Consider the following 13,081-nt stretch of genomic DNA (forward strand, 5'->3'; position numbering starts at 1 on the left):
GTATAAAACATCCCTGATTGCTTCACACCACCATATTCACCTTGGGTATCGTCCAACACTGGAACTCAGGCCGGTATTCAAACACGGTGATCGATGCGTAATCGATGCTGAAGAGATGTCTTCGGTACGCAGGCAAGCCCAACACTGAGCAAAGAAGAATACGGGTCAAACCTTCGTGGGTGCAGATGATATGGTTCTTCGTCCTGTCCAGGGAGTCGAACAGGCTTCTGATTCGAGTCTCCGCTTCATATCCGGTTTCACCGCCGGGCATGCGAAACTCACGATTGCGCGTGTGATAGGCAGCCCAGAATTCAGGGTACTGCTCTTCAACCTCCCTATCGGTCATCTCTTCAATGACGCCGATATCGATCTCATTGATCCTGCGCTCAACAAGAGGCACCAACCCTTTCGCTTCTGCAACAAAGGCGATGGTTTGCCGGGTTCTCAGGTACTCACCGACGTGGATGGAGGCAATATCGATGCGGGAAAAGTAATCCACCAACCGACGGGCGCTCTCCATCCCTGCCTCGGTGATCGGCTGATCATTGAACTTGACACCTTGATGATGAAAATCACCGCTCTGCTTTTCGGCATGACGAACAACATAGATGCTCATGATCACCTCCCTCGACATACGAAGTGTAGAACCATTCCCTGATTCTGTATAGAAAAGAACCCCTCCGGGTTTCTTAGTACCTCGCATGGACAGCATCACCTGCCGTTTTCAGGCAGGTGATGGATTGCTTGCGGCAGAATCTGATCGATCGTTTAGCGACTGTGCCTTCCCTTCAGGACATCGATGACCTCGGAGAACTGTACATTCTTCTGGGTAAGGAGAACCAGGAAGTGGTACATCAGGTCTGCAGCCTCACCGAGGAACAGGTTTTTGCTGTCATCCTTGCTCTCGATGATCAACTCGACTGCTTCCTCGCCTACCTTTTGGGCAATCTTGTTCAACCCGCGACTGAACAGATGGTTGGTGTAGGAACCTTCCTGGGGAAAATCACGGCGGTCGTGGATGATCTCCTCGAGGTAGAAGAGGAACTCGGAGGAAGAGAGCTGCTCGGGATCATTGACCTCATCGAAGCAGGTATCGGCTCCTGTATGGCAAACAGGACCGGTGGGAATCGCCTTTATCAAAAGGGTATCGTGGTCGCAGTCTTCGAGAACCTCTCGGACCTGCAGGTAGTTGCCACTGGTCTCACCCTTGGTCCACAGCGCCTGACGGCTGCGTGAATAGAAGGTTACCAAGCCCTTGTCATGTGTAAGCTTGAGCGCCTCTTCATTCATATACCCAAGCATCAGGACCTTGCGTGTTACGGCATCCTGTACAATGGCGGGAATCAATCCTCCCTGTTTTTCAAAATCAAGTCCCATGATAGAAATCTCCTTACTGGCGGGTACGCATAGTTATACCACGTTGCCCAAGAAAAATCTTCAGTTGCGGGATATCTATTTCATGAAAATGAAAAATCGACGCCGCAAGCGCTGCATCAGCCTTCCCTTCCTTGAAAACCGCCTCAAAATGCTCCATGGCTCCCGCCCCTCCGCTGGCAATGACGGGAATACCCACAGCCTGGGCTACGCGGCGGGTCAAATCGATGGCAAATCCGCCCTTGGTCCCGTCATGGTCCATGCTGGTCAGCAGGATTTCTCCCGCCCCGCGGTTGTATGCTTCCTTGGCCCAGGTGACAACCTCGATGCCGGTAGGCTTTCGACCTCCGTGAACATAGACCTCCCAGCCCTCTGTGCCTGTAGTATCGAAGGCAGGATTGCGCCTGGCATCGATGGCGCATACCACACACTGAGAACCGAAGCGCAGGGCAAGCGAATCGATGACTGAAGGGTCGGCAATCGCCTGGCTGTTGATGGAAATCTTGTCCGCTCCGCTGTCCAAAAGAGCAGAGACATCATCAGATGTACGGATCCCCCCGCCGACGGTGAAAGGGATGGCGATGTTTTGTGCAATACGTTCAACCAAGGCACGAAAGGTCGAACGATTTTCGACCGTGGCGGTGATATCCAGAAATGTCAGCTCATCAGCGCCGCACAGGCTGTAGGCCTTCGCAAGCTCCACTGCATCCCCCGCATCCCTGAGGTTTACAAAGTTCACCCCTTTGACCGTCCTCCCGTCCCGTACATCGAGACAGGGAATGATTCGCTTAGCCAGCATCCTGTTCCTCCCCGAACCGTTTCAATTCATCCAAGCTGATTCTTCCCTCATACAAGGCCTTTCCGATGATCGCCCCGTACAACCCTGCCTGCTTCAATTCCTTCAAATCCTGCAGCGAAGCAACACCACCCGATGCAATGAGCCTGAGTGTCGGACGGCTGTCGAGCAACCGCCTATACAGGTCCAAGGAAGGACCCTGAAGCATTCCATCCTTGCAGATATCGGTGCAGATTACCATATCCAGCCCATCGTTGCGGTATGAATCGATGAATGCACCAACCTCAAGGTTGCTCGATTCCAACCATCCGCTGCACTGAATCAAGCCATCGCGGGCATCAGCCCCGAGAATCAAACGATTGCTGCCGAAACGTTTTATCCAAGAACGCACAAGAGAAGGGTTCTTGACCGCAATCGAACCACAGGTCACCATGCTTGCCCCGGCGTCAAATGCCGCTTGCAAGTCCTCCGTCTTCTTAATCCCGCCGCCGAAATCAATGACCAACGAAGTATGGGAAGCAAGACGCTCCAGGATATGGAGATTTACAATACCCTTGCCTTTCGCCCCATCCAAGTCTACGAGGTGCAGACGCTTGATGCCGGCAGCCTCAAACTGCTTGGCAATTTCCAACGGGTCGGATGCATAGACCTTTTTGGAGTCATACAGGCCCTGGCTGAGACGAACCGCCGAACCATCCATGATGTCAATTGCAGGTATCAGCTGCATTACAGCACCTCCAAGAAGTTTTTCAGGATCAGCTCACCGCTTTCTGCACTCTTTTCCGGATGGAACTGACACCCATAGAAGTTGTCCTTGTGTAAAATCGCCGTAAAATCCTGCCCGCCATATTCGGTGGCGGCGATGGTGCAATCAGACAGCGGTACATAGTAACCATGCACAAAGTAACACCACTTCTTTTCGGGCAAACCAAGAAACAGGCTGTCGGTTTTACAGTCCAGTGTATTCCACCCCATATGCGGTACCTTGTACTCAGGCTCAAGACGGAATTTGAGTACGGGAACATCGAATATGCCCAAGGTTTTCGTATCATGCTCCTCACTTTGGCGGCACATCAGCTGCATACCCAGACAAATACCCAAAAAAGGCTGTTTGAGGTTGACCAATACCTGGTCCAGTCCCTTGTCCCTCAGGTAGGCCATGGCCGTCGATGCTTCACCCACCCCGGGGAAAATGACGCGGTCGGCCTGCTCCAACAGGGTTTGGTCATCGGTGACCACACCCTCGTACCCGAGCCTGTTGAGCGCACAAAGTACGGAGCGGGTGTTTCCTGCATTGTACTTGACGATGGCAATGTTCATAGCATCCCCTTGGTGGAAGGCAGCTCCATGGAGTATGGATTGCGATGTACCGCCTTCTTCAAAGCCCTCGCAAAAGCCTTGAACAGGGCCTCACACTGATGATGAGCATTCCCCTCACCCACGCTGAGGAAGAGGTTGCACCGGGCGCTGTCACTGAAAGACTTGAAGAAGTGCTCAACCATCTCAGTCGGAAACGTCCCGATGTACTCACGTTTGAAGTCGACCTTCCATTGCAGGTACGGCCTGCCTGAGAAGTCGATGGCAACCTGGGCAAGCACATCATCCATGGGAAGCAGTTCAAACCCATACCGGCTGATACCCCGCTTGTCTCCCAGAGCCTGACGGAAAGCCTGCCCCATCGCCAATCCTACATCCTCGACGGTGTGATGCTCGTCAACGATCAGGTCCCCATGGGCATGCACATGCATGTCACAGCCGCTGTGTCGCACCACCTGCTCGAGCATGTGGTCGAAGAACGGCAGGTGGGTATGGACACTCCCCAGACCACCGCCGTCGAGATTGAGCTCCAGGGTAATCTCGGTCTCCTTCGTCTTGCGCTCCAGACGGGTGAGCCGGGGAGCGAGGGTGCTGTCGTCGAGCAGGAATGAAGCGACATCCGCCCAGTTGTCACTGACGTGGATGCAGGTTTCTTTCAAATTCTCAGGCAACTCTGCAAAGCGGGAAGGGGGTGCAAACCAGATGGCTTTGCAGCCGAGGTTCTTTGCAAGCTGCACATCGGTCAGCCGGTCCCCGATCACCACCGAGTGCTCAAGGTCGTACTTCTCACCCTGATACTCCCCAAGCATCCCGATTCCTGGCTTCCTGCCCGGGCAGTTGTCCGAAGGCAGGGAAAAATCGATGTGCAGGGCATCAAAGGAGATTCCTTCTCCTGCCAAAGTCTCCAAGATTCTCTGCTGGGGAATGTCAAAGGCCTCCTGGGGGAAAGAAGGAGTACCCACGCCATCCTGATTGCTCACCATGGCAAAATACCACAGTCCGGATGCACGCAGCCTGGACAGGGCACAGAACACACCCGGGATATAGCGTATCTTTTCCAGACTGTCGACCTGGGTCTCCTCGACGATAATGCCGTCACGATCCAAAAACAACACCCGTTCATGCATGCTCATACTCCTTCAAGGCAGACAGAAGTACATCGTTCTCCTGCTTGCTGCCTATGGTGATCCTCAGACAATTCTCACAGTGCATCTCTTTGCTGCGGTTACGAACAATAATACCTTTGCCAAGCAGATAGTGGTAGATGGAAGGCGCGTCGGTCACGCGGACCAGAAAAAAGTTCGCGTCACTGTCGAACACCTGGACAACACAGTCCACCTGTGCAAGCTCGGTGCGCAGGCGCGCCCGCTCCTCCTTGATCAAGGCAAGGCCCTGCTTGACCCGCTGTGCCTGTTTGAGAGCCTTCAGTGCGATATCTTGTGAAGGACCTCCCACATTGTAGGGATATTTCATGCTTCGAAGAACAGCGATGATCTCTTTGCTGGCAATCGCCACTCCGACTCGGGCACTCGCCAGGGCCCAGCACTTGGAGAGTGTGCGCAGGACTACAAGGTTTTCGAACTCACCCAAAAGGCTCACCGCACTGGCTTGGCTGCTGAAATCAAAATATGCCTCATCAACAACCACGATTCCGTCGAACAGAGAGCAAATCGTACGCACCTCATCGAGGGGGAATGCATTGCCGCTGGGGTTGTTCGGACTGCAAATGAACAGCAATTTCAAGCGGGCTTCATTGGTTCTGCTTGCTTTCTCCTCAGCCAGGCATCTCTTCAAGGCAGGAAGGTCGAGCTGGAAATGGGGAGTGAGGGGGACCGTCTTTACAATGACATCGTTGATATCTGCAAAAACGCGGTAGGCACCGTAGGTGGGGGGCATGAGAAGGACGGAATCCTTGCCGGGCCGGCAGAAGCAGCGAAACAGGTTGTCGATCAACTCGTCACTGCCGTTCCCGATAATCGTCTGGTCGAACGGAAGACCAAGCACCTCCTCGAGGGCTTTGCGCACCATCGTGGCCAAGGGATCGGGATACCGGTTTACATCCTCCCTCCCCACAAATTCCTGCCAGTTTTCATTGGCGTCGAGGTACACTTCAGCCTCACCGGTGAAATCATTGCGGGCACAGCTGTAGGGCTTCAACGTGGCAATATTTTCTCTGAGCAACTCTCTCATCTTTCTCCTCCCAATCGAATCGCAACCGCATTGCGGTGCGCTGTCAGCTTCTCTTGCTGTGCCATTACCAGCAAGGTCGGCGCCAAGCCTTCCAACCCTTCCCTGCTCAACTTCTGCACCGTGATTTTCTTCAAAAAGGAATCGGTACTAACTCCGCTGTAGCTTCTTGCCCAACCGTTGGTGGGCAGGGTGTGGTTGGTACCGCTGGCATAGTCACCTGCACTTTCACACGAGTAGGGACCAAGGAATATCGAACCTGCATTCACAATCCACTGCAGCACCCGGTTCTCGGTCTTTTCATCATTCATGTTGATGATCAGGTGCTCGGCGGCATAGGTATTGGCCAATGCTGCACACCGCTTCAAATCAGGATGCACGAATGCCCGGCTGCCAGCCAAGCTTGACAGAAGGTACTCCTGCCTTCCCAGCGTCGCCAACTGGTCCTCCATGGCCTGTTCAACCCTGTCCAAGAAAGCAAAACCTTGTGTTTGCTCCGCACAGACGACCAGCATGGCCTGGCTGTCCCGCCCATGCTCGGCTTGGCTGAGCAAATCGCTGGCAACATACGATGGGTTGGAAGCAGGAGAGGCAAGCACCATCACCTCACTCGGGCCGGCAGGCATGTCGATGGCGCAACAACTGCCGCTTACCTGGATTTTTGCCTCGGTGACATACTGGTTGCCCGGTCCAAAAATCTTATCCACCGCCTCGATGCTCTGTGTTCCATAAGCCATGGCTGCAATCGCCTGCGCACCGCCTATTTTGTATATCTCCTTCACACCACACATCGAAGCGGCATACAGAATGGCCGGATGGACGTTGCCATCCGAATCAGGGGGGGTGCAGAGCACCACCGATGGACAGAGTGCAACTTGGGCCGGTACAGCCAGCATCAACGTGGTGGAAAACAAGGGAGCCGTACCGCCTGGAATATAGAGGCCGACCCGTTGGATGGGAACGATCTTGCGCGAGAGCTCAACACCAGGGGCGACAACAAGCTGTTCACCGCTGGGACGCTGCCGGGCATGGAAGGCCTTGATGTTGTGGTAAGCCACCGCCAAGGCCTGCTTCAAGTCATCGGGTACCCTGCCCTCAGCGTCAAGGATTTCTTTTTCACTCACCCGCAGCTCGGAAAGAGAGGCTTTGTCAAACTGCTTGGCAAACCGAAACAAGGCCTCGTCGCCTTCTTCTTGTACTGCTGCAAGAATGGAACGCACTTGCTCTGTCAAAGCTACGGAGTCGGTCTTGTTACGGGCGAGCAAAGACGGCAGCTGTTCGTCTTGGGGATCATAGAATCGCGCAAGATAGGCCATACATCCCCCCTATTCGGTCATTTTCTCAATCGGAGTCACCAGGATTCCCTGGGCTCCGAGTGCCTTGAGTTGCTCGAATACATCCCAGAACGTATCCTCGGCAACAACAGTCTGGACCGAAACCCAACCGCTTTCCATCAGGCGGGTGACCGTAGGACTTTTCATGCCCCCGACGATGCGTGCCACTTGGTCCAGGTGCTCCTCGGGAAGGTTGAAGAGTACATACTTGTAGGATGCAGCCCGCATTACTGCATCGATGCGAAGCATCAGGCGCTTCAGAATAGCTTCCTTTTCGCTACTGCCCATCTGTTTGCGCCCGATCATGACTGCGGTGGAGGTGTAGATGGCCTCAACTTCCTTCAATCCGTTCATGGCAAGGGTGGCGCCGGTGGACACCAAGTCGCAAATGGCATCGGCGATGCCGACAGCCGGTGTTACCTCGACCGATCCGGAGACGTGGACAAAACTGGCCTTCACTCCCCTCTCTTGCAGGATTCGCCCAAGGATGTTGGGATAGCTGGTGGCGATTCTCAGGCCTTCCAAGCTTGAAAGCCCAAAGTACTGCATGTCCTGGGGAACGGCGATGCTGAGACGGCACTTGGCAAAGCCGAGGTCCCTGAGCACCTGCAAATCGATGGCCTGCTCATCGTACTCATTCCGCCCCACTATACCGATGTCGGAGACCCCGTCATGGATGTAGGCAGGAATATCGTCGTCGCGGACATACAGGAACTCCAGGGGAAAGTTGGATGCCTGCTCCTTCAGGACACGTTCGTCACTGCCGAACTTGATGCCGCACTTCTTGATGATTTCCAGCGATTTCTCACTCAATCTTCCACTCTTCTGGATTGCAATCCTCAGCACTTGGTCCATATCCTACTCCTATCAGGGTATAAAAAAACCCCCGCGACATGCGGAGGTCTGTATCTATAGGTCTCAGAGCCCACCTGTCTACGGTTGGTTACAGTAGTGATGATGGCTCTCGTGGCAAAAGGTTCTGTTCATGGCGAAACCTTACCGCTGTCACGCCGTTTCTGTCAATACCCCAGCAGAAAAACTGCATAGATATTCATATTTCATACAGAATAGATTTCGTTGACCTGCCTAAAAACTCTATGCTACCATCAAACACAATCCTTGCTTGGAGATACAGATGAAACTACTGGTATTCGTCCTGAACAACGAAGAACATCTGGAAGAAGTGCTTGAAGCCTATGTGGAAGCAGGCATCACAGGATCCACCATCCTCGACAGCGAAGGAATGGGTCGCTTTTTGACCTATGAAGTACCCCTTTTTGCTGGATTCAAGGACTTCATGAAAGGCAACAGGCCCTACAATAAAACCATCCTGTCAGTCGTAAAGGATGAAGAGGTGGTGCTTAGGGCCAAGCAGCTCGTCGACGGGGTGGTTGGAGGGTTGGAGAATCCTGGAACCGGCATCATGTTCACCCTGCCTGTTGATTGGGCTGCTGGGTTGGTACAAGAAGAGGAAGAGGTATAGGCATGGCGGAAATCAGAGAGTTGCTCGATCAGCGCTGCATTCTGCTCGATCGAAGCGAGAAGACCTTGGATGGAGTCATCAGGACCCTCACCGACCAACTCCATGCGGTACACCCTGACCAAACTCCGCAAAACTTGATGGAGCGTGTCACCGATGGGCTCTTTCATACCACCTGCATGGGAGAAGGCTGCGCCATCACCCATGCCCGCTGTCCTTCCATGCAAAAGACACTGCTTGCAGTCATGCGTCTCTCCCCTCCCTTGGATCTCAACGCTCTCGACGACAAGCCTGTAGTCTTGGTTTTCCTGTTGGTCGGGCCCCAAAGCAGCTCCAGCTTTCATTTGAGGATCCTGAGCAAACTGGCACGTTTGCTCCATCAACCGGACCTCCGTGAAGCGCTGATAGCCAGCAGGAGCAGCGAAGTTTTCCATACACTCATTGCCGATAAGGAGTAACGATGAATAGCAGAAGAATCTGGGCCTTCATACGTTTCGTACTGACCTCCCTCTTTCTTTTCCTCGTCTGGTTTCTTTTTTCCACAGACACAGAACTGTTTTCGGTGCTCTTCGGCCTCGGAGCCTCCATTCTGACGGCAAGTCTCACCTATCACATTTTCCTTCCTGAACATGAGGCAGGCCTCCTCTTCTTCATACCCAGGCCTCTTTCTCTTATCAGGTTTCTCGTCCTCATGGTCATATCCCTCTATGCCAGCAGCTTCTCGGTAGTGAAAGCTGTAATCAGCGGGAACACAAATCCACGAATCGTCCACTTTCGCACCCGGCTGCGTTCTGACCTTGCACGAACCGTCCTTGCCAATGCCATCACCTTCACTCCGGGCACCATAACGCTGGACCTCAATGACGACCACCTGACTGTACATTGGCTGCTCTGCTCGACCATCCATGCCAAGGCGGCGGGTGAGGCGATCAAAACGAAGATTGAGCATGCTTTGGGGAGGACATGGATATGAGTGCATTCATCCTCAAAGGGATGCAAACAGCCTTGGTCATATTCGTCTGCATCACCCTGATCCGCCTCATGCTCGGCCCCACCTCAAGTGACCGCCTCGTTGCGCTGAATGTGCTCTCTGCTGTTTCCCTGGCCTTCTTGATCCTTTGGGGTATTCAAACCGGAAGGACACTGTACCTCGATGTAGCCTTGGTCTACGATATTTTCGGTTTTCTGGGCTTTTTGGCCATTACGCGGTTTCTCAAGAACCGCGAGGAGGGGCGATGATCATCCGAGAAATCCTTGCCCTCATTGCTTTTGTCATCGGAACCGCATTCGGCATAGCGGGCATGGTCGGGCTCTTCCGGTTCAAAGATCCCTACAGCCGCCTCCATGCAGGCTCGCTGTGCGGAACAACGGCAGTCTTCTCCTACCTGCTCGCCTTGCTGATGCTCTCGCCTTCGCTGGCCAGTACCGCGCGCCTGGTCATCCTCATTGTATTCTTTCTTATATCGGCTCCCACCGGAAGTTCCATTGTTGCAAGATTCATCTGGGAAAGCGGGGATGCTGAACAACATCGATCCTCCATGGCAAAGAAGGACAAGAGCCTATGATCATGCACATCCTCATACTCGGCCTCATTCTAGCATTGGGTGTATTTACCTTGGCAAGCAGGGACCTGTTGCACTCTGTCATTGCGCTCTCCGCCATCAGCATGCTCAGCGCCCTGCTCTTTACCATACTCCGGGCCCCTGATGTAGCAATTACCGAGGCTGCAGTCGGCGCTGGAGTTTCCACTGTCATTTTTGTGTGGGCCATCCGTCACACCCAAAGGCGTGACGAGGAGGAGTCATGAAAGCACTGACACGCATGAAAATTATGCTGACCATCCTCATCCTTGGCCTTGCCGTCCTGCCTGTACTACTCAGTGACACTCCCTGGCCGGTTCAAGCACGCGATTATTTATTTGAGACTGCAAAATCCGATACCGGAGCCGACAATACCGTCAGTGCAATCTATCTCGGATACCGCGCTATGGACACACTCGGGGAGACGCTGGTACTGCTAGTTTCCATCACCGGCACCATGTCCATTCTCATCAATCTAGGCCGCAACAAGGTGGACGAAGAGTCTATCGGGTTCTCACTTGAGCCGGAAAAGCTTCCCAGGCATTCGCTTCGGACAAACCTCATTGAGGTGGTGGCTTCCAAGCTGGGTCCCATCGTTCTTCTCTTCGGCTTGTATGTGATGCTGTATGGACATATCTCCCCCGGCGGGGGCTTTCAGGGAGGCGTAATCGTTGCTTCGGGTATTGTCTTTTTGGCACTGGGAACCGAATTGAAAACAAAGCTGACCAATACCATCGTCCTCTCCCGCATCGAGTCCCTGTCGTTCCTCTTTTTAGTGCTTGCATCAATCAGCGGAGTATTTTTTGAGAGCGGCTTCTTCGGCAATCCAGTCAAGTCACTGCAAAACATCTCTCCAAACTTCATCATCCTGCTCAACATCATCATCGGAATGAAAGTGGGAACGAGCATAGCCGTGATGTGCATCGCAATGATGGGAGGAAGCCATGATCATTGAACGCATCCTCATCTTTCTGCTCTTCATTATCGGCTTTGCAGCCATTGTAGCCATGCCCAACATCATCAAGAAAATTTTTGGGTTGAACCTCATGAATGCAGCAGTCGTGCTGCTCTTCATCCTGGAGGGGAGCAGGATTGGAGACCAAGCACCCATTCTCGGTGACGGGGTGAAGCACATTGTCGACCCGATACCCCAAGCCCTGATGCTGACGGCCATCGTCATCGGCGTCTGTGTATCGGCACTCGCGCTCGCCTTGGCAGTACGCCTGTACAAGGCAACCGGGTCGCTTGACATCAATGTCATTACCAAGAGGCTGGAAAGTGAGCATTGAAACACTGTCTCTCGCACCCATCTATTTGCCGTTGCTCGGAGCTGCTCTGATTTTGGTCTGCAAGAGCTTCTTTCCCACGAAAATTCGCAGGCTTGCCGAGTACATGGGAACCATTCTCGGCTTGGGGCTTCCCCCCGTCATTGTCCTTTTTCTCTATCCGACGCTGCAACAACAGGGAAGCATCGATCTTGTTATCGGATCCTATGCCCCTTCAATCGGCATCAACTTCAGCTTCGACGGCTTATCGATCCTCATGATCCTGCTTGCCGCCTGCGTCACCATACCGACCTGGATCTATTCACGGAAAGTCGGACCGGCCCACTCAAACTTTACCGCCCTGGTTCTGATTCAAAATGCTGCAATCAGTGCCATCAGCATGACAAGCGACTTGTTCAACCTGTTTGTATGCCTGGAGGTGATGGGAGTGGTCGCTTATGTCCTGATAGCCAGCAGCCAGAAGGGCAACGCTGTCCATGCTTCCTTCTCCTACCTGATGTTTTCCTCTTCGGCGATGGTTTTCTTCCTGCTGGGTGTCTTCGGTTTGTATCGTCTCACCGGCTCGCTCAGCTATGACGGAATAACCCAAGGCCTTGCAGGGCTTGGCCCAAGCGAGCAAAAAACCGCACTCTTCAGCCTGGTCCTGCTGGTCGTTCCCATACTCTTGCGGGTTGCAGTGATGCCGCTCTCCCTGTGGCTCATCGATGCACACTCCAAGGCTCCTCATGCAGTTTCAGCACTGTTGTCCGGAGTTCTGCTCAAGATTCCTCTCTTTGCCTTGATCAGGGTGCTTCATCTCACGCCTCTTGCATCGGGCATGGGCCTTCCCATCAGCTGGGCGGGAACCATCACCGCCCTGGTGGCGGTACTATCCGCCCTTGCCCAGTCCGATGCAAAGAAGCTCTTGGCCTATCATTCGATCAGTCAGATCGGCTATGTGGTCAGCGCCTGGGGCTTGGCACTCCATACTGGGCTGGAGACACAAGCAGGAGCATTGTTGCTTGCCGCCTCCCTCTTTCATGCTTTCAGCCACGCACTTTTCAAGGCTCTGTTGTTCCTCTCCATCGGAACGACAACCGACTGCAGCGGCAACCGTGATGTCTATACGCTCAGGGGGGCAAACCATCGGCTGAGGCAGGAAGGAGAGGTGCTGCCGCTGACCATGCTCTGTTACTTCATAGCAGCCCTCAGCATCACCGCACTCCCTCCTTTCAATGGATTCTTCAGCAAGACACTGCTCACCTACTCTCTCAAGGGCGGGTGGCAATATGCCATCCTCAGCATTGCAGGAGCGGGTACGGTTGCCTCGTTCATGAAGCTTTCGCGTATCTTTCTGCCTTCCAAGCAACCACTTGAGCCGATTGTGAAAGAAAGCCTTCCCCGTTTCCCCTTCACCTTGCACCTCGGCCTGTCCATCCTGGCCGCCTTATGTGTTCTCACCGGCATTTTTGCTCCCAACCTGATTTTTTTCATCGGCACGCTACTTGGCGGGGCTTATGCCTTGGACTATGGAAACCAGTTCTTTTTCAGTGCATCAAACCTGCTTAAAACCTTGTATACGCTCTTTGGAGGAATTGCATTGTTTGCCTTGGCTGTCAGCAAGCCTGGATCGAAGGTGCTGTACCGCCTCAAGGCCATGAAAACTTCTTTCTCCGATCTCTTCCTTGGTTTTGCCGCTGCCATTGCCGCCTTGCTTCTCATTCTGCTGCAGCATTGAAAAAGGCTGC

18 protein-coding genes are annotated in these 13,081 nt (G+C 53.5%); 9 read left to right on the top strand and 9 right to left on the bottom strand.

Translation table 11 applies throughout. The features are described 5' to 3' along the window. Positions 1 to 22: 22 nt before the first annotated feature. The 9 genes from B3K89_RS00875 to hisG form a co-directional block, all read right to left on the bottom strand. The gene (locus tag B3K89_RS00875) at positions 23 to 616 is read right to left on the bottom strand and encodes a histidine phosphatase family protein (RefSeq protein ID WP_293896267.1); all 594 of its coding nucleotides are present in this window, start codon (positions 614 to 616) and stop codon (positions 23 to 25) included. A 152-nt stretch (positions 617 to 768) separates the two neighbouring features. Next, positions 769 to 1,380: a bifunctional phosphoribosyl-AMP cyclohydrolase/phosphoribosyl-ATP diphosphatase HisIE gene (gene hisIE / locus B3K89_RS00880; protein ID WP_293896362.1), complete on the bottom strand. Its 612-nt coding sequence runs from the start codon at positions 1,378 to 1,380 to the stop codon at positions 769 to 771. Between the two features lie 10 nt (positions 1,381 to 1,390). Further along, positions 1,391 to 2,173, bottom strand: coding sequence for an imidazole glycerol phosphate synthase subunit HisF (gene hisF, locus B3K89_RS00885; protein ID WP_293896270.1), 783 nt, complete (start codon positions 2,171 to 2,173; stop codon positions 1,391 to 1,393). Further along, the gene (hisA, locus tag B3K89_RS00890; protein WP_293896273.1) at positions 2,163 to 2,897 is read right to left on the bottom strand and encodes a 1-(5-phosphoribosyl)-5-[(5-phosphoribosylamino)methylideneamino]imidazole-4-carboxamide isomerase; all 735 of its coding nucleotides are present in this window, start codon (positions 2,895 to 2,897) and stop codon (positions 2,163 to 2,165) included. The genes hisF and hisA overlap by 11 nt, the downstream gene beginning before the upstream one ends. Continuing rightward, entirely contained in the window at positions 2,897 to 3,490 is a 594-nt protein-coding gene (gene hisH / locus B3K89_RS00895) for an imidazole glycerol phosphate synthase subunit HisH (protein ID WP_293896276.1), read from the bottom strand. Before hisH ends, hisA begins: the two co-directional genes overlap by 1 nt. Further along, on the bottom strand, positions 3,487 to 4,614 hold the full coding sequence (gene hisB, locus B3K89_RS00900) for a bifunctional histidinol-phosphatase/imidazoleglycerol-phosphate dehydratase HisB (protein ID WP_293896279.1): 1,128 nt from the start codon (positions 4,612 to 4,614) through the stop codon (positions 3,487 to 3,489). Before hisB ends, hisH begins: the two co-directional genes overlap by 4 nt. After that, positions 4,607 to 5,677, bottom strand: coding sequence for a histidinol-phosphate transaminase (gene hisC, locus B3K89_RS00905; protein WP_293896282.1), 1,071 nt, complete (start codon positions 5,675 to 5,677; stop codon positions 4,607 to 4,609). Before hisC ends, hisB begins: the two co-directional genes overlap by 8 nt. Then, complete coding sequence (hisD, locus tag B3K89_RS00910; protein ID WP_293896285.1) at positions 5,674 to 6,990, bottom strand: histidinol dehydrogenase; 1,317 nt, start codon at positions 6,988 to 6,990, stop codon at positions 5,674 to 5,676. Before hisD ends, hisC begins: the two co-directional genes overlap by 4 nt. A gap of 9 nt (positions 6,991 to 6,999) precedes the next feature. Next, on the bottom strand, positions 7,000 to 7,863 hold the full coding sequence (gene hisG / locus B3K89_RS00915) for an ATP phosphoribosyltransferase (protein WP_293896287.1): 864 nt from the start codon (positions 7,861 to 7,863) through the stop codon (positions 7,000 to 7,002). A 280-nt stretch (positions 7,864 to 8,143) separates the two neighbouring features. Between hisG and B3K89_RS00920 the strand changes: the two genes are divergently transcribed. From B3K89_RS00920 to B3K89_RS00960, 9 genes are read left to right on the top strand one after another with little or no spacing between them, the layout of a single operon-like run. Continuing rightward, positions 8,144 to 8,491 (top strand): P-II family nitrogen regulator, encoded by a 348-nt coding sequence (locus tag B3K89_RS00920; RefSeq protein ID WP_293896289.1) that lies wholly within the window; start codon positions 8,144 to 8,146, stop codon positions 8,489 to 8,491. Between the two features lie 2 nt (positions 8,492 to 8,493). Next, positions 8,494 to 8,946, top strand: coding sequence for a PTS sugar transporter subunit IIA (locus B3K89_RS00925; protein ID WP_293896291.1), 453 nt, complete (start codon positions 8,494 to 8,496; stop codon positions 8,944 to 8,946). A 2-nt stretch (positions 8,947 to 8,948) separates the two neighbouring features. Next, a complete protein-coding gene (locus B3K89_RS00930; protein WP_293896293.1) occupies positions 8,949 to 9,461 on the top strand; it encodes a Na+/H+ antiporter subunit E in 513 nt (170 codons plus the stop codon). Beyond that, entirely contained in the window at positions 9,458 to 9,727 is a 270-nt protein-coding gene (locus B3K89_RS00935; protein WP_293896296.1) for a monovalent cation/H+ antiporter complex subunit F, read from the top strand. The genes B3K89_RS00930 and B3K89_RS00935 overlap by 4 nt, the downstream gene beginning before the upstream one ends. Beyond that, entirely contained in the window at positions 9,724 to 10,053 is a 330-nt protein-coding gene (locus B3K89_RS00940; RefSeq protein ID WP_293896299.1) for a cation:proton antiporter, read from the top strand. Before B3K89_RS00935 ends, B3K89_RS00940 begins: the two co-directional genes overlap by 4 nt. Positions 10,054 to 10,055: 2 nt before the next feature. Then, entirely contained in the window at positions 10,056 to 10,295 is a 240-nt protein-coding gene (locus B3K89_RS00945) for a Na(+)/H(+) antiporter subunit B (RefSeq protein ID WP_293896302.1), read from the top strand. Next, the gene (locus tag B3K89_RS00950) at positions 10,292 to 11,023 is read left to right on the top strand and encodes an MnhB domain-containing protein (protein WP_293896305.1); all 732 of its coding nucleotides are present in this window, start codon (positions 10,292 to 10,294) and stop codon (positions 11,021 to 11,023) included. Before B3K89_RS00945 ends, B3K89_RS00950 begins: the two co-directional genes overlap by 4 nt. Continuing rightward, on the top strand, positions 11,013 to 11,357 hold the full coding sequence (locus B3K89_RS00955; RefSeq protein ID WP_293910326.1) for a sodium:proton antiporter: 345 nt from the start codon (positions 11,013 to 11,015) through the stop codon (positions 11,355 to 11,357). The genes B3K89_RS00950 and B3K89_RS00955 overlap by 11 nt, the downstream gene beginning before the upstream one ends. After that, on the top strand, positions 11,347 to 13,071 hold the full coding sequence (locus tag B3K89_RS00960) for a complex I subunit 5 family protein (protein ID WP_345906936.1): 1,725 nt from the start codon (positions 11,347 to 11,349) through the stop codon (positions 13,069 to 13,071). Before B3K89_RS00955 ends, B3K89_RS00960 begins: the two co-directional genes overlap by 11 nt. Positions 13,072 to 13,081 lie beyond the last annotated feature (10 nt).

The organism is Sphaerochaeta sp. UBA5849 (genome assembly GCA_002432715.1).
Classification (GTDB): Bacteria; Spirochaetota; Spirochaetia; order Sphaerochaetales; family Sphaerochaetaceae; genus Sphaerochaeta.